This window comes from Rhizobacter sp. (assembly GCF_035702065.1).
GTDB lineage: Bacteria > Pseudomonadota > Gammaproteobacteria > Burkholderiales > Burkholderiaceae_C > Rhizobacter.
The window spans coordinates 1-25079 of record NZ_DASSRA010000001.1 but is presented as its reverse complement, the minus strand read 5'-3'; the positions used below and the strand labels follow the sequence as shown (position 1 = coordinate 25079).

At 70.3% G+C, this 25079-nt stretch carries 19 protein-coding genes and 1 riboswitch; of the genes, 11 read left to right on the top strand and 8 right to left on the bottom strand.

Annotated elements, in window-relative coordinates; translation table 11 throughout:
* Together VFL64_RS00095 and ahcY are read right to left on the bottom strand one after the other, a co-directional pair.
* The coding region (locus VFL64_RS00095; protein ID WP_489538339.1) for an SAM-dependent methyltransferase at nt 1–422 on the bottom strand (422 nt) is incomplete at its 3' end.
* A gap of 157 nt (nt 423–579) precedes the next feature.
* Nucleotides 580–2007: an adenosylhomocysteinase gene (gene ahcY, locus VFL64_RS00090; protein WP_489538338.1), complete on the bottom strand. Its 1428-nt coding sequence runs from the start codon at nt 2005–2007 to the stop codon at nt 580–582.
* Between the two features lie 87 nt (nt 2008–2094).
* Nucleotides 2095–2169: riboswitch (S-adenosyl-L-homocysteine riboswitch) on the bottom strand.
* Nucleotides 2170–2325: 156 nt separating this feature from the next.
* On the opposite strand from ahcY, the gene VFL64_RS00085 reads away from it, so the two are divergent.
* From VFL64_RS00085 to VFL64_RS00070, 4 genes are read left to right on the top strand one after another with little or no spacing between them, the layout of a single operon-like run.
* The gene (locus tag VFL64_RS00085; protein ID WP_489538337.1) at nt 2326–3558 is read left to right on the top strand and encodes an MFS transporter; all 1233 of its coding nucleotides are present in this window, start codon (nt 2326–2328) and stop codon (nt 3556–3558) included.
* Nucleotides 3559–3568: 10 nt separating this feature from the next.
* Nucleotides 3569–4375 carry an HAD-IIB family hydrolase gene (locus VFL64_RS00080; RefSeq protein WP_489538336.1) on the top strand — a complete coding sequence of 269 codons (807 nt, stop codon included), beginning with the start codon at nt 3569–3571 and terminating at the stop codon, nt 4373–4375.
* Nucleotides 4372–5580 carry a YbfB/YjiJ family MFS transporter gene (locus VFL64_RS00075; RefSeq protein WP_489538335.1) on the top strand — a complete coding sequence of 403 codons (1209 nt, stop codon included), beginning with the start codon at nt 4372–4374 and terminating at the stop codon, nt 5578–5580. Before VFL64_RS00080 ends, VFL64_RS00075 begins: the two co-directional genes overlap by 4 nt.
* The gene (locus tag VFL64_RS00070) at nt 5577–6518 is read left to right on the top strand and encodes an MBL fold metallo-hydrolase (protein ID WP_489538334.1); all 942 of its coding nucleotides are present in this window, start codon (nt 5577–5579) and stop codon (nt 6516–6518) included. Before VFL64_RS00075 ends, VFL64_RS00070 begins: the two co-directional genes overlap by 4 nt.
* Nucleotides 6519–6561: 43 nt before the next feature.
* Here VFL64_RS00070 and VFL64_RS00065 read toward each other — a convergent pair whose 3' ends face one another.
* On the bottom strand, nt 6562–6933 hold the full coding sequence (locus tag VFL64_RS00065; RefSeq protein WP_489538333.1) for a hypothetical protein: 372 nt from the start codon (nt 6931–6933) through the stop codon (nt 6562–6564).
* 212 nt (nt 6934–7145) lie between these two features.
* Between VFL64_RS00065 and VFL64_RS00060 the strand changes: the two genes are divergently transcribed.
* Complete coding sequence (locus VFL64_RS00060) at nt 7146–7913, top strand: TerC family protein (RefSeq protein ID WP_489538332.1); 768 nt, start codon at nt 7146–7148, stop codon at nt 7911–7913.
* Between the two features lie 9 nt (nt 7914–7922).
* Here the strand turns inward: VFL64_RS00060 and VFL64_RS00055 are convergent, their stop codons facing one another.
* Both VFL64_RS00055 and VFL64_RS00050 read right to left on the bottom strand, forming a co-directional pair.
* Entirely contained in the window at nt 7923–8294 is a 372-nt protein-coding gene (locus VFL64_RS00055) for a hypothetical protein (RefSeq protein ID WP_489538331.1), read from the bottom strand.
* A gap of 17 nt (nt 8295–8311) precedes the next feature.
* On the bottom strand, nt 8312–9703 hold the full coding sequence (locus VFL64_RS00050; protein ID WP_489538330.1) for an MFS transporter: 1392 nt from the start codon (nt 9701–9703) through the stop codon (nt 8312–8314).
* 111 nt (nt 9704–9814) lie between these two features.
* Between VFL64_RS00050 and VFL64_RS00045 the strand changes: the two genes are divergently transcribed.
* Nucleotides 9815–10756, top strand: a complete 942-nt coding sequence (locus VFL64_RS00045; RefSeq protein ID WP_489538329.1) for an AraC family transcriptional regulator — start codon at nt 9815–9817, stop codon at nt 10754–10756.
* 10 nt (nt 10757–10766) lie between these two features.
* On the opposite strand, the gene VFL64_RS00040 is transcribed toward VFL64_RS00045, so the two are convergent.
* Nucleotides 10767–11855, bottom strand: a complete 1089-nt coding sequence (locus tag VFL64_RS00040) for a DNA glycosylase AlkZ-like family protein (RefSeq protein WP_489538328.1) — start codon at nt 11853–11855, stop codon at nt 10767–10769.
* Between the two features lie 120 nt (nt 11856–11975).
* On the opposite strand from VFL64_RS00040, the gene VFL64_RS00035 reads away from it, so the two are divergent.
* Nucleotides 11976–12740, top strand: a complete 765-nt coding sequence (locus VFL64_RS00035; protein ID WP_489538327.1) for an SDR family oxidoreductase — start codon at nt 11976–11978, stop codon at nt 12738–12740.
* Between the two features lie 2 nt (nt 12741–12742).
* Here the strand turns inward: VFL64_RS00035 and VFL64_RS00030 are convergent, their stop codons facing one another.
* Nucleotides 12743–13987, bottom strand: coding sequence for a branched-chain amino acid ABC transporter substrate-binding protein (locus VFL64_RS00030; protein ID WP_489538326.1), 1245 nt, complete (start codon nt 13985–13987; stop codon nt 12743–12745).
* Between the two features lie 168 nt (nt 13988–14155).
* Here VFL64_RS00030 and VFL64_RS00025 point away from each other — a divergent pair, with 168 nt between their 5' ends.
* The 4 genes from VFL64_RS00025 to VFL64_RS00010 all read left to right on the top strand — a co-directional run bounded on the left by VFL64_RS00025 (nt 14156) and on the right by VFL64_RS00010 (nt 24196).
* Nucleotides 14156–14707, top strand: a complete 552-nt coding sequence (locus VFL64_RS00025) for a carboxymuconolactone decarboxylase family protein (protein WP_489538325.1) — start codon at nt 14156–14158, stop codon at nt 14705–14707.
* A 78-nt stretch (nt 14708–14785) separates the two neighbouring features.
* Nucleotides 14786–18922 (top strand): hypothetical protein, encoded by a 4137-nt coding sequence (locus tag VFL64_RS00020; RefSeq protein WP_489538324.1) that lies wholly within the window; start codon nt 14786–14788, stop codon nt 18920–18922.
* 74 nt (nt 18923–18996) lie between these two features.
* Nucleotides 18997–22332 carry an ATP-binding protein gene (locus VFL64_RS00015; protein WP_489538323.1) on the top strand — a complete coding sequence of 1112 codons (3336 nt, stop codon included), beginning with the start codon at nt 18997–18999 and terminating at the stop codon, nt 22330–22332.
* A gap of 103 nt (nt 22333–22435) precedes the next feature.
* The gene (locus VFL64_RS00010; protein WP_489538322.1) at nt 22436–24196 is read left to right on the top strand and encodes a hypothetical protein; all 1761 of its coding nucleotides are present in this window, start codon (nt 22436–22438) and stop codon (nt 24194–24196) included.
* Nucleotides 24197–24209: 13 nt separating this feature from the next.
* Here the strand turns inward: VFL64_RS00010 and VFL64_RS00005 are convergent.
* Nucleotides 24210–25079: hypothetical protein (locus VFL64_RS00005; RefSeq protein WP_489538321.1), on the bottom strand; the 870-nt coding region annotated here is incomplete at its 5' end.

Here is a 25079-nt window from a genome sequence, read left to right as displayed (position 1 = left end):
GGCGCGTGCGCCGCGGCAAAGGCCGAACCCGCCACGTCACGCCCGTTCACGCCTTCGAAACAGGCCACGCGCGCATCCGCCTGCAGCTTGGGGTGCAACTGGCCGTGACCGACGTCGATGCCGACCACGCGCCTGGCCCCGGCCTGCAGCAGCGCATCGGTGAAGCCGCCGGTGCTCTGGCCGAGGTCGAGGCAATCGCGCCCCGTCACGTCGATGCCGCAGGCCTTCAGCGCCCCTTCGAGCTTGAGCCCACCGCGCGACACGAAGCGCAGCTCCGCGTCATCGGTGATCTCGATCTCGCAGCCCTCGGGCACGTCGAGCCCGGCCTTGTTCACCACGGCCCAGCCTTTTGGGCCGAGCCAGCGCACCGCGCCACGCTCGATCAGCCGCGTGGCGGCCGAACGCGTGGGCACGAGGCCCATTTGATGGAGAAGCTGGTCAGCCCGCATGGAGGATCCGATCGAAGGTTCGAGCAAGTCGCGCGGCGACGGGCTCGACATCAAGCAACGCCCGCGGAGCCGGCTTTGCCGGTCCGCAGGGTGGCGCCCCTCGGGGGCAGGAGCGCCAGCGACTGGGGGCTCAGTACCGGTAGGTGTCGGGCTTGTACGGGCCTTGCTTGGGCACGCCGATGTAGGCAGCCTGCTCCTCGGTCAGCTCGGTCAGCTGCGCATTCAGCGTGGTCAGCTGCAGGCGGGCGACCTTCTCGTCGAGGTGCTTGGGCAGCACGTAGACCTTGCCGATGTCGTACGAATCCGGGTGCGTGAACAGCTCGATCTGCGCGATGGTCTGGTTGGCGAAGCTGGACGACATCACGTAGCTCGGGTGGCCCGTGCCGCAGCCCAGGTTCACCAGGCGGCCCTTGGCGAGCAGGATGATGCGCTTGCCGTCCGGGAAGATCACGTGGTCGACCTGCGGCTTGATCTCTTCCCACTCGTACTTCTCGAGCGACGCGACCTGGATCTCGTTGTCGAAGTGGCCGATGTTGCACACGATGGCGTTGTTCTTCATCGCCTTCATGTGGTCGTGGGTGATGACGTCCTTGTTGCCGGTGGTGGTGACGAAGATGTCGGCCTTGTCGGCGGCCCAGTCCATCGTGACCACGCGGTAGCCTTCCATGCAGGCCTGCAGCGCGTTGATCGGGTCGATCTCGGTGACCCACACCTGGGCGCTCAGGGCGCGCAGCGCTTGCGCCGAGCCCTTGCCCACGTCGCCGTAGCCGGCCACCACGGCGATCTTGCCGGCGACCATCACGTCGGTGGCGCGCTTGATGCCGTCGACCAGGCTCTCACGGCAGCCGTAGAGGTTGTCGAACTTGCTCTTGGTGACGCTGTCGTTCACGTTGATGGCGCGGAAAGGCAGCGTGCCCTTGGCACTCATTTCCTTCAGGCGGTGCACGCCGGTGGTGGTCTCTTCGGTCACGCCGATGATCTGGGCCGACTTGCGGGTGTACCAGGTCGGGTCTTCGGCCAGCTTGGCCTTGATCGAGGCGAACAGGCAGGTCTCTTCTTCGCTGGTCGGGTTGGCGATGACCGACGGGTCCTTCTCGGCCTTCTTGCCCAGGATCATCAGGAGCGTGGCGTCGCCGCCGTCGTCGAGGATCATGTTCGGGCCTTCGGCGGCCGAGCCCTTGGGGCCGAAGTCGAAGATGCGGTGGGTGAAGTCCCAGTACTCGGTGAGGGTTTCGCCCTTGTGCGCGAACACGGGGGTGCCGGCGGCCACGAGCGCGGCGGCGGCGTGGTCTTGCGTCGAGAAGATGTTGCACGAGGCCCAGCGCACTTCGGCGCCCAGGGCTTGCAGCGTCTCGACCAGCACGGCGGTCTGGATGGTCATGTGCAGCGAGCCGGTGACGCGCGCGCCCTTGAGCGGCTGGGTCTTGGCGAACTCGGTGCGGATGGCCATCAGCGCGGGCATCTCGCTTTCGGCGATTCGGATTTCCTTGCGGCCCCAGTCGGCAAGGGAGAGGTCACGCACAGCGTGGTCTTGGGTGGGTTTGAGAACGGCGTTCATGTCAGGCTCCAGAGTCGATCAAGGAACCCGCACGCGGCTGATGAAGGGAGGGGAGATCTGTGCTCACTCACCCACGAGGAACCATCGTGCGGGTGAGCGCGGTTGCAAGAAGATTTCCGAGCCTGGGGCACTCAGGTGTGCCTTGCAACGCTCCTCGGAAAGTGGGGCAGATTGTAGTTCAGGGCTCAAACCGATTCCAGGGCGTTTTGCTCAAGCCAAGGGTTTTGGCCCGCGCAGTCGAGGGGGATATCGCCCAAGCGACAACGGCCGCACGCCGATCGGCGTAGCTTGGCGCTCACAACAAAGCCTGGAGACACCATGAACAAGCTGCGCGCGCTGGGGCCTGCGTTGCCCATCCTGATCGGCGCCTCGGTGATGCTCAGCCTGGCCATGGGCCTGCGCCAGAGTCTGGGCATCTTCATGCCGCCGCTCACCAAGGACGTGGGCATTTCGGTGTCCGACTTCACGCTGGCGATTGCGGTGCAGAACCTGGCCTGGGGCTTCCTGCAGCCCTGGGCGGGCGCGGTGGCCGTGCGCCTGGGCTTCAAGCGCCTGATGCTGGCCGGCGCGCTGCTCTACATCGTGGGCCTGGTGCTGCTGGTGACGGCGCACGGCTTCATCGGCGTGCTGCTGGGCGCGGGCGTGGCCATCGGCGCCTCGATGGCGCTCACCGGGCCGGCCTTCGCGATGGCGGTGGCCTCGCGCGCGGTGTCGGCCACGGCGCGCAGCTCGGTGCTGGGCATCGTGTCGGCCGCCGGCTCGCTGGGTGCGCTGATGGCTGCGCCGCTCGGCCAGGCCCTGGCCCAGTCGCAAGGCTGGCGCGTGGGGCTCTATGGCTTCATCGTGCTCTCGCTCGTCATCGTGCCGGCGGCCTGGGTCGCCGGCCGCGCAGACAGCCTGCCCATGCCGCCCTCGCCGGGCGGTGACGAACGCAACGCGAAACAGGTGACGCGCGACGCGCTCTCGCACCCACCGTTCGTGGTGATGGCTGCGGCCTACTTCGTCTGCGGCATGCAGCTCATCTTCCTCACCACGCACCTGCCGTCCTACCTCGCCATCTGCGGCATGGACCCGATGCTCTCCGCACAGGCCCTGGGCGTGATCGGTGGCTTCAACGTGCTGGGCAGCCTCTTCTTCGGCTGGGCTGGCGGGCGCTGGAACAAGCTCCTGCTGCTGGGCGGCATCTACCTGCTGCGCTCCATGGGCATCGCGTGGTACTTCATGTCCTTCCCCACGCCGGCCACCACGCTCGTGTTCGCGGCGGTGATGGGCTTCCTGTGGCTGGGCGTGGGGCCGCTGGTGGCCGGCTCGATCAGCGAGACCTTCGGCGTGCGCTGGCAGGCCATGCTCGGTGGCGTGGCCTTCATGAGCCACCAGCTCGGCAGCTTCGTCGGGGCCTACGGCGGCGGGCTGATCTACGACGCGCTGGGCTCGTACACGCTGGCCTGGCAGGTCGGCGTGGGCGTGGGGCTGGCCGCGGGCATCGTGCAATGCGCCTTCGCGCTCGCTCGCCCGCCGGGGCCACGCACGCCGGTGGCGGTGCCTGCCTGACAATCTGCGCATGCGCCCCGATCACGTCCGCGGCTGGAACAACCTGCCTCCCCCTGACGCAGCCACCGTCGCCGGCGTGCTGACCGACATCGACGACACCCTCACCACCGCCGGCGCCATCACGGCGGATGCATTGCAAGCGTTGGATGACTTGCGCCGCGCAGGCTTGCCTGTCATCGCCATCACCGGCCGCCCGATGGGCTGGAGCGAACCCTTCGCGCGCGACTGGCCCATCGCGGCCATCGTGGCCGAGAACGGCGCCGTGGCGCTCTTCCCCGAAGGCGGCGAGCTGCGCACCGAGTACGCGCAGGACGAGGCCACGCGTGCGCACAACGCCCACCGCCTGCGCGAGGTGGCGCAGCGCGTGCTGCGCGAGGTGCCCGGCGCCACGCTGGCGCGCGACAGCGCCGGCCGCGTGACCGACATCGCCGTCGACCACAGCGAGTTCGCCCACCTCGACGACGCCGCCATCGAGCGTGTGGTCGCACTGATGCACGAAGAGGGCATGACGGCCACCGTCAGCTCCATCCACATCAACGGCTGGTTCGGCGCCCACACCAAGCTCTCGGGCGCGCGCTGGATCGTGCAGCGCCTGCTCGGCCGGCGGCTCGACGACGAGACCGAGCGCTGGGTCTATGTGGGCGACTCCACCAACGACCAGCTGATGTTCGGCCACTTCCCGCTCAGCGTGGGCGTGGCCAACCTGCGCGAGTTCGCCGCGCAGCTGGGCACCTGGCCGTCGTTCATGACCGAGGGCGAACGCGGTGCGGGCTTTGCCGAAGTGGCGCGCACGCTGGTCGGCGCCCGTGGCCGATGAGTGCCACCACGCCCGCCGCGATCCACCACCCGCCTGCGCTGCTGATCGCGGCGGCGCTGGCACTGGCCGCGGCCGTGTCGCTCGGGCTCGCACGTTTCTCCTATGCCTTGCTGCTGCCGCCCATGCGCGCCGACCTCGGTTGGAGCTACCTCACTGCCGGCGCAATGAACACCGTCAACGCCAGCGGCTACCTGGCCGGGGCGCTGCTGATGCCGCGGGCACTGCTGCGCTACGGTGCCCGGCCGCTGCTGCTCGCAGGCAGCGCGGCTGCGGCCGCCTTGCTCGCGGCACATGGCCTGGTGCTTGGCAACGAGGCGTTGTACGCGTTGCGCTTTCTCACCGGCGTGGCCAGCGCCGCCACCTTCGTGTCGGGTGGCCTGCTCGCCGCGCAACTGGTGGGTGCGCCGGCCGGCCTGGTGCTGGGCATCTACTACGGCGGCACGGGCGTGGGCATCATTGCCTCGGCCGTGCTGGTGCCGCCGCTCATCGGGCTGTCCATTGCGCACGCCTGGCAGTGGGCGTGGCTGGCACTCGGTGCCGCCGCGCTGCTGGCGACGCTCATCACGGCCCGCGCCACGCGCGGTTTGGATACGGCGGCCAGCGCGGCCCGTACGCGCAGCGCCTTCGGCTGGCCGCGCTTTGCCTGCGGGCTCGCTTCGTACTTCCTGTTCGGCCTGGGCTACATCGGCTATATGACCTTCGTGGTCACCTTGCTGCGCGAGCAGCAGCTGGGCAGCGCTCTGATCACCACCTTCTACGTGCTGCTTGGCATGGGCGTGGTGGCGTCGTCGTGGCTGTGGGCAGGCTTGCTGCAGCGCCACCGCGGTGGCCGGCCGATGGCCTTGTTGAATGCGCTGCTGGCCATTGCGACGCTGCTGCCGGTCGTCAGCGCCCACCCGCTCGCGGTGTTCGCCTCGGGGGCCTTGTTCGGCGGGGTGTTCCTCTCGGTCGTCGCGTCGACCACCGCGCTGGTGCGGCACAACCTGCCGGCCAGTGCCTGGCCGGGTGGCATCGCGGCCTTCACCACTGTGTTCGCGGCGGGCCAGATCGTCGGGCCCAGCCTCGTCGGCGGCCTGGCCGATGGCGCTGGCGGCTTGCGCGCCGGGCTGGCCGTGTCGGCCGCGGTGCTGGTGCTGGGCGCAGCCCTCGCGGGCTGCCAGAAGGCCCTGCCCGCGGTAGAAGCGGCTAAGGTGACGACACCATGAACCTGCAACACCACCCGGCGCTGGCCGGCATCACCGTGCTCGAGCGCGGCTGGCTCTCATCGAACAACGTGCTCATCCACGCGCAGGGCGACGAGCCCGGCGCAGTGCTCATCGACAGCGGCCATGTGACGCACGCGGCGCAGACGGTGGCGCTCGTCACGCATGCGTTGCAGGGCCGGCGGCTGGACCGCATCGTCAACACCCACCTGCACTCCGACCACTGCGGTGGCAACGCGAGCCTGCAGCGCGCGTTCGACGTGCCGGCGTTCATCCCGCCCGGCCAGGCCGAGGCGGTGCGCCGCTGGGACGAAGAGGCGCTGAGCTACGCGCCCACCGGCCAGTTGTGCGAACGCTTCAGCATCGCGGGCACGCTGCAGCCCGGCGAGGGCCTGCACGCCGGTGGCCGCCGCTTCGAGGTGCTGGCCGCGCCGGGGCACGACCCGGAATCGGTGGTGCTGTTCGACGCCGCGAGCGGCCTGCTGATCTCGGCCGATGCGCTGTGGGAGAACGGCTTCGGCGTGGTCTTCCCCGAGCTCGAAGGCGAGCAGGCCTTCGACGACGTCGCGGCCGTGCTCGACATGATCGAACGCCTGCCCGTGAAGCTCGTGGTGCCCGGCCACGGCAGCCCCTTCGACGACCTGCCCGCCGCCCTGGCCCGTGCCCGCGCGCGCCTGGCCTCGTTCGTGAAAGACCCGCCACGCCACGCGCGCTACGCGGCCAAGGTGCTGCTCAGCTACCACCTGATGGAAGTGGGTGGCGAGACCCTGGCCGGGCTGTGCGACTGGGCGGCCCACCGCACCCGCCTCTTCACCACGGTGTGGCAACAGATCGGGCGCGCCGAGGCTGCCACGGCCGAAGGCTGGGCGCGGGTGCTGGCGAGCGAGCTGCTGGCGGGTGGTGCGGCGCGCCAGGAAGGCGATCGCATCGTCATGGCCTGAGGCCGGGCTCTGCCGCTCCCGGGGGCCTGGGCACCAGCGCTGCTCAGTGCTGCAACAGGCTGGCGTCGTGCGGGAACTGCAGCTGGGGCAGGGTGTCGGCGAAGCCGTTCGCCGGCGGGCGCATCGGCATGGTGGCGGGTTCTTCCACGAGCATCTGCTGCACCACCGCGCGCGCCGGCTCGCGGCTCGCCTGGCGCTTGACCTGCATGCGGGTGATGTTCAAGTCGTTCTGCAGCCGGCTGATCTGCTGCTTGGCCAGGCCCAACTGCTGTTGCGTGGCCTGCTGCAACTGCTGGTGCCGCGTGCGCTGCTGGGTGAGCCCCTTCAGGTAGCGCGCCCGCAGCACGACCCACTGTGCGACGAGTGCGGCACTGGTGCCCAGGGCTGCCAGCCCGAGAATGAAATCGACGCTCATGGTGTTCTCCTGACGCGTGGCGCAGAGGGCGCCGAAGCCACCCACACCGGTGGTCTGGTGCGAATGTAGGAGCGGCGGAGCGGCAGGAGAAGTGCGCATGTCACGTTTTGTTGCAATCTTTGAAACGCCTGCTGAACGGGGCCTGACATCTGGGCGCCTGCTGCCGGGTGTGCTCCTATGATCGGCCACCGCGGCCTCTCCGAGAGCACCCCATGATCGAACTGCTGACCGACCCGCAGGCCTGGATCGCCCTGGCGACGCTCACGCTGCTGGAGCTGGTGCTGGGCATCGACAACATCGTGTTCATCTCGATCCTGGTCGACAAGCTGCCGCCGGCCCAACGCGAGAAGGCTCGCCGCCTGGGCCTCTTCATGGCGATGTTCATGCGCATCGGGCTCTTGATGGTGCTGTCGTGGATCGTCGGCCTGGTCGAGCCGATGTTCACCGTGCTGGAGCAGGGCATCTCGGGGCGGGACATCATCCTCATCGCCGGCGGGCTGTTCCTCATCTACAAGAGCACCGGCGAGATCCACCAGTCGCTCGAAGGCGAAGAGGGCCACGCCTCTTCGGCGGTGAAGGGCACCTTCACCGCGGTGATCCTGCAGATCATGGTGATCGACCTCGTGTTCTCGCTCGACTCCATCATCACCGCCGTCGGCATGGTCGACCGCATCGAGGTGATGGTCGCCGCGGTGATCGCCTCGGTGGGGCTGATGATGGTGTTCGCCGGGGCGATCGGGCGCTTCGTCTCCGCCCACCCGACGATCAAGATGCTCGCGCTCTCGTTCCTGGTGGTGGTGGGCGTGGTGCTGGTGGCCGAGGGTTTCGACCACCACGTGCCCCGCGGCTACATCTACTTCGCGATGGCCTTCTCGCTGGGCGTGGAGATGCTCAACATCCGGCTGCGCAAGCGCGCCAGCAAGCCGGCCGAGCTGCATGCGGCCTATGTGGCCGACAAGCCTGACCAGCCGCCACGCTGAGCACTGTGTTCAGCCCACGATGAACTGGTGGTCGACGCGGATGCGGCCGTCCACGTCGAGCTGCAGGAACTCAAGCCCGGTGGCCAGCACTTCGCCGGAGGCGCCGTGCACCATCTCCCAGTGGAAGCACAGCACCTCGCGCAGGCGTTGCGCGTCGCGCACGGCGCGGAAGCGGTGGCCGGTGTCGCGCACGTTCTTCTCGTAGGCGCCTGTCACGCGCTCCAGCAGCGCGGCATGGCCCTTCCATTCGCGGCTGCCGACCAAGTGTTCTCCATCGGCTGACCACAGGCGGGTGACCGCATCGCGGCGGGCGGCGAGCTCGGGTTCGTTCCAGGCCGCCGCATAGCGGTCGGCGAGGGCTTGGGGATCGAGGTCTTCCATGGGGTCTCCTTGACGACTCAGGCGGGCATGCGGCCGAAGCGCCGCGCGAGGCTGGCGACGACGAGCGCCAGCACGAAGAGAAAGCCAAGCGCGGCGCCGAAGCCATGCGCGCTGAAGTAGAGGATGCCGATCAGCGCCACGCCCAGCGCGTTGCCGAGCTGCTGCGTCGTCGCCATCACGCCCGAGGCCACGCCGGCGTGCTCGGCCGGCACCCCGGCCAGCACGGCGGCCGAGAGCGGCGCCATCACCATGCCCAGGCCCCAGCCCTGCAGCAGGAAGCCGGGCAGCAGCCAGGCGATGCGCGAGGCGTCAACGTGGCCGAGCAGCACCAGGCTGATCGCATGCCCGGCGGCCAGTACCAGCGCACCGGTCATCAGCGCGGCCGGACCGAGCGCGCGCCCGGTGCGAGGCGCCAGCATCGAGCTGGCGAAGAAGCCGATCGCCAGCACGCTGAACACCGATCCGGCGGCGAGCGGCGACAGGTGCAGGCCATGCTGCAGGTACAGCGCGAGCACGAAGTACAGCGACGCGTTACCGCAGAAGAAGGCGAGCGTGGTCACGAGGCCGGCGACGTAGCGCCGCTGCTGCCACAGCACCGGCGGCACCAGCGGCGGCCGGCCTGCAGCGGCGCGCGAACGCTGGTGGCGCGCGAAGCCCCAGGCGAGCGGCACGCTGCCGGACAGCAGCGCAAAGCTCCATGCCGGCCAGCCATGCTCCCGGCCGTGCACGAGCGGGAACACCGTCGCCACCAGCGTCAGGGCGACCAGCACGATGCCGCCGACGTCGAGGCCACTGCCGGGCCGGCCCGGCAGGTCGGGCAGCACACGCGGGGTGAGCAGCAGGCAGGCCACACCGATCGGCAGGTTGATCAGGAAGCAGCCGCGCCAGCCCAGGCTCGCGACGTTGGCCTCGATCAGCGCGCCGCCTATCACCTGGCCCCCCGCCGCGGCCAGGCCCATGGCGATGCCGTAGGCGGCGAAGGCCCGCGCGCGGCGCTCGCCGGTGAAGAGCGCGCTCAGCATGGCGATCACCTGCGGCTGCAGCATCGCCCCGGCGGCACCCTGCGCGATGCGGGCCAGCACCAGCGTCGCGGCGTCGGGTGCCAGGCCGCAGGCGGCCGAGGCGAGCGTGAACGCGGCCGTGCCGAGCATGAACAGCCGCCGCCGGCCATGCAGGTCGCCCAGGCGCCCGCCGGTGACGAGCAGTGCTGCGTTGGCCAGGCCGTAGCCGGCCACCACCCATTCCAGCGCGGCGGCGCTCGCCTGCAGGTCGTGCTGCAGCGAGGGCAGCGCCACGTTCACGATGAAGAAGTCGAGCACCACCATGAAGGGGCCGGCCAGCATCACCAGCAGGGCGAGCAGGCCGGGCGGCGCGGTGGCGGCGCCGGCGGGGAGGGTGGAGGTGGTCATGGGTGACGTCCTTGAAGCAGTGGGTGGAACCCATGCTAGGCAGGCGCTTCTGGACGAACAATGGCCAGAGAGATAAAGTTCTTGTCCCATCGTCCACGACCTCGGAGTTACATGGACCCGCTCGACGACGTCTTCCAGGCCATGCGCGTGCAGGATGCGCTCTATGCGCGCCTGGAGGCCAGCGCCCCCTGGGGTCTCAAGACCCGCCAGGTCGACGGCACGGCGCGCTTCGGCCTGGTGCTGCGCGGTGGCGGCTGGCTCACGCTCGACGATGCCGGCCCGCCGATGGCACCCGTCGCATTGGCCGCGGGCGACTGCTTCGTCATCCCGCACGGCCTGGCCTACACGCTGCGCGATGCGCCGTGCTCGCCCACGGTCAACTGCGTGGACGTGGTGCGCGGCAACGTCGGCGGCGTGGTGGCCATCGGCGGCGGGGAGGGCGGCGCATCCACCAGCATCGTGAGCGGCTGGTTCAACTTCGACGCCCACGGCGCGCGCCCGCTGATGGACCTGTTGCCACCGCTCATCCACATCCGCATGGACCACGCGCGCACGCAGGTGATGCAGGCCACGCTGCAGCTGCTGGCGCTCGAGACCTCGCAACGCGGCCTGGGGTCGGGCCTGGTGGTGAGCCGGCTGGCCGACATCCTTTTCGTGCAGGCGGTGCGCGCGCACATCGAAACGGTCGACCCCGAGACCGGCCCGGGCTGGTTTGCCGCCCTGGCCGACCGCAAGCTGGGTGCGGCGCTGCGCGCGCTGCACCGCGACCTGTCGGCCGACTGGACGGTGGAGTCGCTCGCCGCCATCGCGGGCATGTCGCGCTCGGCCTTCGCGCAGCGCTTCAAGGAGAAGATCGGCCAGCCGCCGCTCGACTACCTGACGCGCTGGCGCATGTTCCGCGCGGGCCACCTGCTGAGGCGCACCGACCAAGGCATGGCGCGGGTGGCCGCTCAGGTGGGCTACGAGTCGGAGGCAGCGTTCAACAAGGCGTTCAAGCGGCTCACCGGGGTGGCGCCGGGGGCGTATCGCAAGGAGATGCGCGTCGAGGCGTGATGCGACTTCTTCAAAGGCCGAGGAACTCCCTCATCCGCACCATCTCCTCTTCCAGCCCGTCGCGGAAGAGCCGGTCGCGCGGCGCCTTGCCGCTCGCATGCCCGAAGCTGCTCTGCAGTTCGCCATCGGCCACCGACAGGTTGCCCCAGCCGATCACCCGATCGCCCCACAGCAGCGGCAGCGCGTAGTAGCCGAGCTTGCGTTGCGGCGCGGGCGTGTAGGCCTCGAACTTGTACGTCCAGCCCCACAGCAGCTCGAAGCGCGTGCGGTCCCACACCACCGGGTCGAAGGGCGCGAGCAGGCGCACCTGCTCGTCGGGCGCGTGGCGGCGCGAGGCCGGGTTCTCGTCGGCCGGCCAGTACCAGGTGGTGCCGTCGATCTGCGCGCTGGCCAGGTGCTCGCGGGCGAGGCGCATCGCGGCCTGGGTCTGCTTCGTCAGGTGCGGCGCACCGTAGCCCAGCAGGTAGGTGAGGTAGGTGAGGCTGCGCGCCGGCAGCGGCGCGTACTTGCGCACGATGAGCTCGATGAGGGCCGCCGCACGCTGCGTGCGGCCGGCCGGGCTGTCGTCGCCCTGCGGATGCGCGGCCGCTTCGTAGATGCGCGTGCCGCCTTCGCGCCGCGCCACGCGCAACAGGCCGCGGTAGTGCATGCCGTCGAGCAGCTTGGTGCTGGCGCTGCCCGAGCCGCCCCAGTAGTTCTTGACGCGGCCGTGCGCAAAGTGCGCGTCGACCTCGCGCGGGTGCACCTGGCCGCGCTCGCGCACGAAGGCGAGCACCTCGTCGGCCTGGCGCTTGGTGGTCGGCTTCCACTTGTGCTTGACGGTGCGCGGGTGCATCAGCGCCAGGTGCTCGCGCGGCAGGAAGCCGTAGTTGACGAGGCAGTCCTCCTCCACCGGCAAGCGCGGGTAGCGGCGCTCCAGGTCGCCGGCCACGTAGCCTTTCACGCGGTGGCGCAGCGTGAGGTCTTGCGCGCGTGCCGGGGCGCGGATCGGATCGGCCTGCACGAAGCCGAGCTTGCCGATGGCGCGTTGCAACGTGGTCGGCGTGAAGAGCGTGCGCGCCACCGCGTAGCGGCGCAGGTGGTCGAGCGTGATGGCCATGCGGTGATTCTCTTGCTTCCGGTGACAACGTGCTGTCAGGAGGAGGGGTCCGGAAATGGCCAGACGCCTGCGCACCGCGCTCACAGACTGCGTGCTCCTCAATCCACAACGGGAGAACACATGAATGCATTGAACGGCAAGGTCGCGCTCATCACCGGCGCCAGCTCGGGCATCGGGCATGCGGCGGCGCGTCTGTTCGCACGCGAAGGCGCGCGTGTCGTGGTGGCAGCGCGCCGCCAGGCAGAGCTGGACGCGCTGGTGCGCGACATCGTGCAGGCCGACGGCCAGGCCGTCGCGCTGGCCGGCGACGTGAACGACGAGGGCTTTGCGCAGGCGCTGGTCGAATGCGCCACGCGCGAGTTCGGCGGGCTCGACATCGCCTTCAACAACGCCGGCACGCTGGGCGGCTCGGCCCCGCTGCCCGAGATCGCGCGCGCCACCTGGGACGAGGTGATCGCCACCAACCTCACGGCGGCCTACCTCGCCGCGAAACACCAGCTGCCGGCGATGGTGGCGCGCGGCGGCGGCTCGCTCATCTTCACCTCGAGCTTCGTCGGCCACACCGTGGGCTTCCCCGGCATGGGGGCGTACGCGGCCAGCAAGGCCGGGCTGATCGGCATGGTGCAGGTGATCGCCGCCGAGTTCGGCGCCCAAGGCATCCGTGCGAACGCGCTGCTGCCGGGAGGCACCGACACGCCGATGGCGAAGCCGCTCCTGGCCACGCCCGAGTCACGCAGCTTCCTCGAAGGACTGTTCGCGCTGAAGCGCATCGCCTCGCCGGACGAGATCGCCAAGGCGGCGCTCTTTCTGGCGTCGGATGCGTCGTCCTTCGTGACCGGCACGGCCCTGCTGGCCGATGGGGGCGTGTCGATCAACCGGACCTGAGTTCAGCCCGCCGGGCGTTTCATCTGGCAGGAGGTCGGCTGCGCGCTGATGTACGAGTCCCACACGGCCTCGGAGCGGAAGCCGTAGCCGGTGCCTTCGGAGTCGACCTTCACGCGCTTGCCGTCCTGCTTGTCCCACACGCCGAGGAAGATGGGCGACTGCAGCTGGTGGTCGGTCTTGCGCATCTCGATCTCGCCCAGCGGGCTCTTGAAGGTGGCGCCTTCCATCGCGAAGGCCACCGCCTTCGGGTCGGTCGACTTGGCCCGGCGCATCGCCTCCTGCAGCATGTGCATGCCGTTCCAGTGCGCGGCGAAGATGAAGTCCTCGTTGTACTTCTTGCGGTAGGCCGCCGCCAGCTTCTCCAGCTCGGGCGCGCCCACGTTGCTGCCCGAGTTCCAGATCACCGCCACCTTGCCGGCGCCATATGTGCCAAGTTGGGACGGTATGCCCGGGTTGTTGGCGTTGAGGGTGTAGATGTGGACGTCGAGCGCCGCGTCCTTCGCGGCCTTGAAGAACAGGCCCAGGTCGCTGCCCCAGTTGGAGGTGATCACCGTGTCGGCGCCCGAGGCCTTGATCTTGGCGATGTAGGGCGAGAAGTCCTTCACCTGCGCGATGGGCACGAAGTCGTCGCCGACGACCTGGATGTCGGGCCGCTTGCGCGCCAGGTACTCGCGGGCCGCGCGCGAGACCTGCTGGCCGTGCGTGTAGTTCTGGTTGAACAGGAACACCTTCTTCACCTCGGGCTTGCCCTTCAGGTAGCTCGTGAGCCCTTCCATCTGCATCTCGCTCGACGGGTAGAAGCGGAAGTGCCAGAAGCTGCAGCGGTCGTTGGTGAGCCCCGGGTCCATCGCGCTGTAGTTGAGGTAGACCGTGGCGAGCTTGGGGTCGCGCTCGGCCATCTTGTTGATGGCATCGACCAGCACGAAGGCCACGCCCGATCCGCCGCCCTGCGTGATGTAGCGGATGCCCTGGTCGCTGGCCGCCTTGAGCACCGTGGCGCTCTCTTGCGGCGAGCCCTTGTTGTCGAAGGGCACGACCTCGAACTTGGGCTCGTTCGGGCCGCTCTTGGCGTTGACCTGCAGCACCACCTCGCGCAGCTGCTGCAGCGAGCCCGTGCCGGCCGCCGCGAAGGGGCCCGACAGCACGTCGATGAAGCCGATCTTGATGACCTCGGCGGCCGGAATGCTGAACGACAGGACCATGGCGCTGCCAGCCAAGCAGCGTGCGACGAAGCGAGACGTCTTCATGAGGGTGCCTCCGGTGTGGTGACGCAGATGTGCCGGCCACGGTACCCAAGAGCGGGCGCTTGGGCAGCCCCTCGGAAACCAGAACCCGGGAGGAGAGGGTGCTTTACTTTCTGTAGCGCCGTAGCTAGACTGAGTTTGCTATCAAAACATTAGCAAAGGATGTTCGTCATGACTGCCCGCACCGCACGCATGCCCCCGGCCCAGCCGCCGTTCCCGCCCGAGATCCAGGCCGCTTTCGAGAAGATCATGCCGCCCGGCATGCCACCGCTTCAGCTCTTCACCACGCTGGCCCGCGAGCCGCGCCTGTTCGGCAAGTTCTTCGCCGCCGGCCTGCTCGACCGCGGCCGGCTCACGCTGCGCCAGCGCGAGATCGTGATCCACCGCACCACGGCGCTGTGCCGCAGCGAGTACGAATGGGGCGTGCATGCGGCGCTCTTCGCCGAGCGCGTCGGGCTGGATGCGGCGCAACTCGCCTCCACCGTGTCGGGCTCGCCGGACGATGCCTGCTGGAGCGAGGAGGATCGTGTGCTGCTGCGCCTGTGCGACGCGCTGCACGCCGGCTGTGACGTCGACGATGCGCTGTGGGCCCTGCTGCGTGCCCACTTCAGCGAAGAGGCCGTGCTGGAGCTGCTGATGCTGGCCGGCTTCTACCGCACGGTGTCCTACCTCACCAACGCGCTGCGCCTGCCGCCGGAAGCGGCGGCCGCTCGCTTCCCGTGACGGCATAACGCTCTCATAACGCTCGCGTCGATACAACCCGCTCCGAGCCGCCATGGAGGCGGCGAGCGAGGGGCAGCGATGGACACGACGAGCTGGAGGATGGGGGCGCGGGCACTTTGCCTGTGCGTGGTGGTGAGCCTGGCAGGCTGTGGCGGCGGAGGCGGCGGAGGTGACGACACCGCGCCGGCACCGAGCCCGAGCGGCACTGCCACCGTGGGCGCGCAAGGCGGCACGCTCTCCAACACCGATGGCGTGAGCCTGGTGGTGCCGCCGGGCAGCCTGAGCGAAGCGGTGACGCTGCGCGTGGCGCGCGACACCACCGGCCTCAGCGCGGCACTGCAAGGCGGCACGCCCGCGCCCGACAAGGCGGTGGCCGTGAGCGCCGTCTACGCGATGACGCCGCACGGCACGGTCTTCACGCAGCCCGTGGAGTTGCGCATCCCCATCGACACCGCCGCGGCCAGCGGCCCCGGCACGCTGGTGGCCTTGCGCACCGAGCCCGGCAGCGATGGCTGGGACGTGCTGCCCATCGAGAAGATCGAGAACGGCCAGGCGGTGGTGCGCATCAGCAGCTTCTCGTTCTACCGGGTCGTCAAGATCACGGGCCTGCCGCTCCAGGTGGGCCTGCAGCCCATCCCGCCGGAGATCGAGATGTCGATGACGCTGGGCGGTGCCGCGCCCAGCGGGTTCATCCAGGGCAATCCGGCCATCGACCCGCCGGGCGCCACCCAGCGCCGGCTCTACGGCCGCATCGACAACCGCACCGACACCCTGCGCCTCACCGGGCGCATCGTCGGCCTGCCGGCCGCCTGCTCGACGATCAGCCTGGCCGGCCGCGTGACGCCAACGCAGAACGCCACCGCGGCCGACACCGTCTCGCAGGCCTGGGGCGTGGGCCGCAACAACCTGGGCGACCCCGTCTTCGCACAGGTCAACGCCACCGCCAGCACCGACACCACCGGCGGCGTCACGCGCCCGGTGCTGAGCTTTGCCTTCGACATCAACATCGACAACGCGCCCTTCAAGCTGGAGTTGTTCCGCGCCCTGCGGGCCAGCAACACCACCGGCCCGACGCCGCCGATCGGCCTCACCTTCAACGCCTACGCGCAATGCGGTTCCGACGTGGACCTCGGGGGCGGCCTGGTCCTGCGCAACTGGATGGTCACGCCAGGCGTGACCGAATACGACGGCGGCCTCCCCGGCAACACCCAGCTGTTCTTCGACATCCACGGCTGGGCCTGGAACACCATCCTCTTCACCACCGACTACCTGCCGCAAGGTCTCGTCACCCCGCCGCAGGACGTGACCGTGGCGGCCGGCGCGCCGGCGAGCTTCAGCACCCTCGCCTGGTCGGCGCCCGAGGGCGAGTCGCGCCTGGAGTGGTGGCGCTCCGACAACGAGGGCAGCACCTGGTCGCGGGTGCGCACGACCCTCGTGCCGCTCAACCTCAACGCCCCCACCGCCGACACCTACACACTGCCGGCCGCCAGCGCCGGCGACAACAACGCGCTCTTTCGCGTGCGGCAATGCGGCATCCCGCGCACCGCCACGCCGGACCAGGCCTGCACCGACAGCCCTGCCGCGCGCCTCACGGTGCTGCAAGGCGTGAGCGCGGCCAGCTTCACGCAGCCGCCGCGCGCGGTGCTCGTGCGCACCGGGCAGACCGCCAGCTTCAGCGTGGCCGTGAGCGGCACGCCCGCGCCGAGCGTGCGCTGGCAGAGCCGGGCCGCCAATTCGAGCGGGGCCTGGGCCGATGTGGCGGGCGGCAGCGGAGCCGCCACGCTCAACTACACGACCCCGCCGCTGCTCGCGCCCGACAACGGGCTGCAGCTGCGGGCCGTCGCCAACAACGTGCTCGGCGACGTGGCCAGCGTGCCCGTCACCGTATCGGTGAGCGACGTCGACGTGCCGCCCACCATTGCCTCGCAACCCGCGGCCCTGAGCGTGGTGACCGGGAGCGAGGCGGTGTTCGCTGTGGTGGCGCGCGGCACCGAGGCGCTGAGTTACCAGTGGCGCCGCAACGGCGTGGCGATCGGCGGCGCCAACGCGCCGCTGCTCAAGCTCGCGCAGGTCACGCCCGCCGACGCCAGTGGTTACTCCGTGCTGGTGAGCAACGTGGCCGGCAGCGTCGTGAGCGAGCCGGCCCCACTGACCGTGAGCGACGGCCCGGTGCAGGCGGTGGCCCCGAGCATCGTGACGCAGCCGGTGCCGGTGGTGGTGAACAGCGGCAACACCGCCACCTTTGCGGTCGGCGTGAGCGGCAGCGGGCCGATCGGCTACCAGTGGCTGCGCAACGGCACCGCCATCGGCGGCGCGACCTCGGCCTTCCACAGCATTGCAGCGGCGGCCGCCGGCGATGCCGCCGCCTACAGCGTGCGGGTGAGCAACGGCGCCGGCAGCGTCACCAGCGCAGCGGCATCGCTCACGGTGAACGCCACCGGGGCGGGCAGTGCGCCTGCCATCTCGACCCAGCCCGCCACGCTGGTGGTGGCGCCGGGCGGCACGGCCACGCTGGCGGTGGCGGCCAGCGGCAGCGGCCCGCTCGCCTACCAGTGGCTGCACAACGGGGTGGCCGTGGCCGGCCAGACCGCGGCGGTCTACCACCTCGCGTCGGTCACGGCGCTCGATGCCGGCGCCTACCAGGTGCGGGTGAGCAATGCGCTGGGCGAGGTGACGAGCGACGCCGCGCAGCTGCTCGTGGTGGGCGCGCCTGCCGTCACCACCCAGCCTGCCAACACCAGCGTGGTGGCGGGCGGCACGGCGAGCTTCAGCGTCGTCGCCACCGGTGATTCCTTGCGCTACCAGTGGTTGCGCGACGGCGTGGCGATCGGCGGCGCCACCGGCACCAGCTATGCGACCGCTGTCGTGCTCGGCGACAACGGCGCCCGCTTCAGCGTGCTGGTCTACAACAGCGCGGGCGTGGTGTTCAGCCAGTCGGCGGTGCTCACCGTCACCGCCACGCTGGCATGGGTGACCCCGGCCGCGATCGAGACCGACGACACCGGCGACGCCCGAGGGCCTGCCATTGCCGTCAATGCGGCGGGCCAGGCGGTGGCGGTCTGGATGCAGCCAGGCGACGGCGTGGGCATCAACATCTGGGCCAATCGCTACACGCCGGCCGGTGGCTGGGGCACGGCGCAGCGCATCTCGGACGGCCAAGGCGGCGCGCAGGGCGCGCAGGCGGTGGCCATCGACGCCAATGGCAACGCGATCGCGGTCTGGCAGCAGTCGGACAGCATCTGGGCCAACCGCTACACCGCCGGTGGCGGCTGGGGCACGCCGGCGCCGATCGAGGCCGGCATCGGCTCGGCCGGCAACCCGCAGATCGCCATGGACGCCAGCGGCAACGCGCTCGCGGTCTGGTGGCAAAGCGGCGGCGGCCGGATCAGCACCGTGGCCGCGCGCTATGTCGCCGGCAGTGGCTGGGGCAGCCCCGAGCTCATCGAGACCGACGACAGCGGCGACACCTCGGCGCCGCAGATTGCCGTCGATGCCGCGGGCAACGCCATGGCCGTGTGGGCCTGGGCGGCCGACGCGGGCGGCGGCAGCTACATCTACAACGTCTGGGCGACCCGCTACGTGGCGGGCGTGGGCTGGGGCAGCGCGGCGCCACTGAGCGCCAGCGACATCCAGCAGCCCAACCCCGCGCCGCAGGTCGCGCTCGGCGCGGGCGGCAACGCCATCGCGGTCTGGCACCAGCTGGTCAGCGGGCGCGACAGCGTGGCTTCGGCGCGCTACCCCGCCGGCGTGGGCTGGGGTGCGGCGGCCCTGCTCGAGACGGACCCGGCCGTGCTGTCGCGCAATGCCCGCGTGGCCATGGACTCGGCCGGCAACGCCCTTGCGGTGTGGGAGCAGTACGTCGGCGCGACGGCCAACGTGATGGCGAGCCGCTGCACGGCCGGCGGCAGCTGGGAGGCCGCCACGCTGATCGAAACCGACGATGCGGGCTCGGCGTTCACGCCGCGCATCGTGATCGATGCGAACGGCATCGGCACGGCGTTCTGGTCGCAACGCAACGTGGGCGGGTTCACCTTCAACGTCTGGGTGAACCGTTACGTTCCCGGCAGCGGCTGGGGCAGTGCGGTGGCGATCGACGGCCAGGCGGAGCCTGCGCGCGAGCCGGCGCTCGGTGTCGACGCGAGCGGCCGGCTCGTCGTGGTGTGGGAGCAGACGGTGGGCTCGTTGTCGCACCTGTGGGCGAGCGCATTCCGCTGAGCGCCGCCGCGTTTGTTGTGCAGCGGCCCAGCTGCCATCATGCGGGACCCCGACGCGGCGTGCCCAAGGTGACCATGACCCCTGAACCTCGCTCCCTGTTGCTGATGCTGGCCCAGGCGCCGGCCCTGCTGCGTGAGGGCGAGGCGCCGGTGCCGCTCGGCTCGCGCGACGCCGCCCTGCTGGCCTGGCTGGCGCTCGAAGGGCCGACCCCGCGCATGCGCCTGGCGCAGCTGCTCTGGCCCAGCAGCGACAGCGACGCCGCACGCAATGCCTTGCGCCAGCGCCTGTTCCAGCTGCGCCGGTTGTTCGGCGACCAGTTGGTCGTCGGCCACGCCACGCTGGCCCTGGCGGAGGGTGTGGCGCACGACCTGGCCGACTCCGACCAGGTGCTGGGCGAAGGTCCCCATGACTTCGGCCCCGAGCTGACGGCCTGGCTGGCCCAGCAGCGCGAGCGGCGGCGCGGCCGGCTGCGCCAGTCGCTGGTCGACCTGTGCGAGATGGCCGCGCAAGCACGCGACTACGCCGATGCGCTCTCGCATGCGCACGAACTGCTCTCGCTCCAGCCTCTGTCGGAAGAAGCGCACCGGCGCGTGATGCAGCTGCACTACCTGGCGGGTGACCGCGCTGCGGCCTTGCTCGCCTTCGATCGCTGCGAGCAGATGCTCAAGGACGAAGTGGGTGCACGGCCTTCGGGAGAGACCCTGACCCTGCTGGCGGCGATCGAAGCCGCCGCGACAAGCAGCCATGCCCTCAGCGGCCCGGAGGTGCCCGCCGCTGTGCTGCGCCCGCCCCGGGTGATCGGGCGCGAACGCGAACTCGCCGCCTTGGCGGCTGCATGGCAGGCCGGCCAGGTGGCTGCATTGATCGGCGAGGCTGGCATGGGCAAGACGCGCTTGCTGCAAAGCTTCATCGACGAGCACCCGCAGGTGGTGCGTGTGGCCGGGCGCCCGGGCGATGCGGGCGTGCCATTCGCCACGCTGGCCAGGTTGCTGCGCGCGGTGGCTTCGCGCGCCGACTCGCAGGCGCTGGCTCTGCTGGACGCTCCGGTGCGCAGCGAGATCGCGCGCGTGCTGCCCGAGTTCGAGGTCGGCGGGCAGCGTGCCGGCGAAGGGCAGCGGCTGGTGCTCCAGCAGGCGGTGTGCCGCTTCCTGGGCGCGCACGACAGTCTGGCCGGCCTGGTGGTCGACGACCTGCACTTCGCCGACGAAGCCAGCTTGGAGATGATCGGCGCGCTGATCGACGACGAGCGCTCGGCACTGCGCTGGGCTCTGGCCTATCGGCCGGCCGAAGTCGGCTCGCCGGTGCAGGCCTTGCACGATGGCCTGGTCGAGCAGGCCCGCTTCGTGCCCGTGCCGGTGACGCCGCTCGATGAAGCGGGCTTGGCCGCGCTGGTCGATTCGCTGGCCCTGCCCGGTGTGAGCGGTGCTGCGCTGGCCCCCGGGCTGCTGCAGCGCACCGGCGGCAACCCGCTCTTCGTGCTGGAAACGCTGAAGCAGGCGTGGGTCGAACGCACGCTGTCGCAGATTGCCGATGCCAAGGTGTTGCCGCGGCCTGTGTCGGTGGGACGGCTCATCCAGCGCCGGGTGGCACAGCTTTCGCCGGGGGCAGTGGCACTCGCTCGCGTGGCCAGCATCGCCGGCGTCGATTTCAGCGTGGCGCTGGCCGAGCACGTGCTCGGAGTCTCGGCCATGCAGCTGGTGGATGCGGTCAACGAACTCGAATCGGCGCAGGTCTTGCGCGGCATGCAGTTCGCCCACGACCTGATGTTCGAGGCCGTGCGCGAGAGCGTGCCCGAGGCCATTGCGCAACACGCCTGCGCGGGTGTGGCGGCCTGGCTTGAGCAGCACGGCGGCGAACCGGCGCGCGTGGCCCAGCATTGGCTTTCCGCGCATCAGCCCCGGCGTGCCCTGCCTTGGCTGGCGCGCGCGGCCGAAGCGGCCGGAGCGGCGCTGCGCGGCAAGGAACAGATTGCCTTTCTCGAACAGCAGAGTGCCATCGAGGAGGCCCAGGGTGACCGCGCGGCGGCCTTCGCGTCGCAAATGCTTGCGGCCACCTTGCAGGTCACGCTCGATGGCGAAGGTGGCCATGGCCTGGCCCAGTGCGACCGGCTCGACGCGCTGGCCACCGACGTGCCGCAGCGCATCCGCGCCCAGGTGCAGCGGGCTCACCTGCTGTCGATGCGCGGTGACCTCTCGGGGGCCGAGTTGCTGGCATCCGCGGCCTTGCGCGACGCTTTGCGCGCCCGCGTGCCGGAGAGCCTGGTGGCCGAGTGCCGCCATCACCTGGCCACCTCGTTGACGTTGCAGGACCGCTCCATCGAGGCTGTCGGGCATTTCGAGGCGGCCACGAGCTGGGTCGACGAGCATGGCGACGACGAGCGCCGCTGCGACCACCACGGCAACCTGGCGCTGACCTATGACAACCTGGGTCGCCTGGCCGATGCCGTGCCACACCATGAACTGGCCATCAGCCTGGCGCAGCGCCAGGGCCACCACAACAACTACACGATGTGCCTGGGCAACTTCGCCGCCAACCGCATCCTCGGCGGTCATTTGCGTGACGGAGAGGCGCTGCTGCTGCGCGCGCGTCTGACGCGCATGCAGGCCGACGATGCGTCCAGCATCGACGGCTTCGGCGCCATGCTCCAGGCCATCTGCGACTACCAGAGCGGGCGCTACCGCGCCGCCTTGGGCGCGTTGGCGACGAGTGAAGACAAGCTGAGCCAGTTTGCACCGGGTTTCCGCACCGCGGTGCGCATGCACCTCGCGGTCTGTTGGGCGCACCTGGGCCAGTGGGGCCGGTTGCAGCAGCTGATCTCCGACCTGGGCGACCCGGCCCACCTCGCTGCCAGCGCGCGCTTGCGCCTGGTGCTGCTGCGGTATCACATGGACCGTGGGCTGGAACGGCGCACACGGCCGGAGGCCTTGCTCGAAGGGCTGGGCCTGATGAAGCACGACAACATGCCCGACATGCTGCATGTGTTGAAACTTGAGATCGCTTCGACGCACGCGCCGCTGGAAGGCCTGGCGCAGGTCGAGGAGATCATCGACTCGGCGCGGGTGCTGGGCCACCAGGGCACGGTGATTGCAGCCCATGCCCGAGGGGCTTGCCTCGCAGCGCAAGGCGGTTCGGCCGGCCGCGCGCGCGCGCATGCGAGCGCAGCCCTCGAGACGGCTGCGAGCGCCGGCATGGTTCGCCAGTACCCGGGCGAGCTGTGGCTGCACTGCGGCCAAGCCCTGGCCGCCATCGGCGACGGCGCGGCCGCGGCGGGCGTCTTCGCGCAGGGTCGCGACTGGCTTGTGGCCATCGCCCGCGACGAGGTGCCCGAGGAGTTTCGTGACGGCTTCCTGCACCGCAACCCGGTCAACCGTGAGTTGCTTGCGCTCGCAGCCAGGTCATCCGCGGCCTGATCCGCCTCGCCCAGCGCGCGCCGTAACGCCCGCATAACGTCTCCCTCGATAGCGTGGAGCCCGACATCTCGTCATGTCCTGCTCAACCCATCGGAGGAGTTCCATGCACACCACTCACGACACTTCGTTCCTGTCACGCCGCGCCGTGGCTGGCCTGGCCGCCTTGAGTGCGGCCTTCGCGCTCGTTGCCTGTGGCGGAGGCGGCAGTGATTCACCGCCGGCCGCGACACCACCGGCGCAAACGCCCCCGCCACCCCCGCCACCTCCCCCGCCGCCGCCCGCCCCTTCCACCGGCACGGCCGTCACCGGCCTCCTGCGCGGCCCCATCGGCGCGCAGCTGACGCTGCTGGCCAACGGCGAAGCCCTGTCGGCGAGCGTGGCCCGCTCCGCCGGCAACCAGGATGCCTACGACGCCACCGCCTTCACCTTCACCACGCTGCTGGCCGACACCACGCCCTACACGCTGAGCGTGCAGACGCCGCCCGCCGGCCAGACCTGCTCGGTCTACAAGGGCGCGAGCGGCACGCTGCCGGTGACGCAGGCCAACGTGCTGGTGGGCTGCGAGCGCACCTACGACTTCATCAGCCGCAGCACGAACGATGCGGTGCGTGGCACCTACTACGACAGCCAGGCGCCAGCCATCGGCGGCAGCAACGAACCCATCGGCACGACCACCCAGGCCTACGGCGAAGGTCGCTTCACCGCCTTCGTGTCGTCGGCGGCCGGCATGGCGACCGGCAGCACCAGCGCGCACCGCCAGGTCTTCTGGCGCGACAACCTCACCGGCGAGACCATGCTGGTGAGCGCCAATGCGACCGGCACCGAAGGCAACGGCGACAGCTGGGCGCCGTCGATCTCGGCCGATGGCACCGTGGTGGTGTTCGAGTCATACGCCTCCAACCTGGTGGCCGGCGACAGCAACGGCGTGCGCGATGTCTTCGCCTGGTCGGCGCTCAACCCCTCGGCCATCGAACGCGTGAGTGTGGGTGCGGGTGGCGTGCAGGCCAATGGCGAGAGTTACGAAGCCACCGTGTCAGGGGACGGCCGTGTGGTGGCCTTCTCCAGCGGCGCGAGCAACCTCACGGCCGGGGTGTCGGGCAACAGCACCATCAACGTGATTCGCCGCGACCGGGTGGCCGGCACCAACACCCTGGTCAGCGCCAATGCCTCGGGCACTGGTGTCGGGGGCGGCAAGCCTGCGCTCTCGGAAGACGGCAATCGGCTGGCTTTCTGGTCGTATGCGCTGACCCTCGCCGGCGACACCAACGGCCTGTGGGACATCTTCGTCTACGACCACACGGCCGGCACGAACACGCGCGTGAGCCTCACCAGCACCGGCGGCGAGCGCAACCAGGGCACCGAGAGCGCGAGCCGCGTGGTCGCACCCGGCATCTCGGGCAATGGCCGCTACGTGGCCTACGCCACCACCGCGAGCAACGTGGTGCCGGGCGACACCAACGGACTGCAGGACGTGTTCGTGGTCGACACCCAGACCGGCGCGGTGACGCGCGCCAGCGTCAGCAGCAGTGGCGCGCAAGGCAATGCCGACAGCCCGCTGGGGCAGGGCGAGCGGCCGGTGCTGTCGTACGACGGCAGCTGGGTCGCCTTCAGTACCGCGGCCAGCAACCTCGGCGCGGGCGCGGGCACCTCCGGCATCAGCAACATGCTGATGCACAACCGCGTGACCGGCGAGACGCGCGCCGTCACCAACCAGACCACCGGCTCGGTGGGACCGGCCAGCATGTCACGCAGCGGCAATTACGTGGTGTTCGGCGCGGCCGGCTCGCTCGACCCGCGCTTCAGCGGGAGCGGCCTCTTCTCCTACTTCACCGGCGCCGGGCGGGCGTGGTGGTGGGTGGAGTGAGGCTGTCACCCGCTCACGGCGGCGTCAGCGTGTACATCGCGTAGAAGTTGACGAACTCCCGGCCTGCACTGTCGCGCGAGCGCAGGTGCAGGCCGGTGCCGAAGGAACTGGCGGCGAAGTAGCCCGGCGTGCTGCCGCAGTGCACGTCGCCCGCGCTGGCCGGGGCACAGCTCAGGTTGACGGTGCGCGCGGTGGTGGCCACGGTGGCCGAATCGGTGAACGACTGCGAGACGGTCTGCGAGGTGTACTTGACGCCGAACACCGTGACCTGGGTCGGTGCCAGTGCACCGGTGGGCACGTCCCACGACACGCCGTAGGGTGCCGAGTTCGACAGGATCAGGCTGCCGCCCGTGCTGAGGTTGGCCCGGATGCCGGCCAGTTGCGTGTCGGTGAGCGTTGCCATCGGCTGGGTGCGGAACTCGCCCAGCGTGAGCGCACGAGAACGCGTGCGGTAGTACTGGGTGGCCGCCAGCGTCGACGGAGCCGACGCGAGGTAGTAGCGGAAGGCCCACACCGCCTGCGCCGGGATGGCCGCCACCTCCGCTTCGCTCAACTCGGGGCTGGCGAACACCAGGCCGGTGTCGACCGTGGCCGGCGTGTTGGGCGTGGCCGGGTTGTCGAACACCGAGCGCACCCGCACGTAGCTGGTGCCCGTGGTGACGCCGTTCTTCACCAGGCGCAGCGATTCGGTCGCGGCCAACGGGCGCATCACGTGCACCGCGCCGCTCGGTGAGGTGACTTCGACGCGGTCGAAGATCGGCACGCCGCCCGCCGTGGTGTTGTTGATGTTCAGCACGTAGCCGGTGCTGTGGAAGTCGTACTGGCTCTGGTTGAGCGTGGGGAAGCTGCGGCGCTGCATGTAGGCGTTGACGCCGCCCGAGTA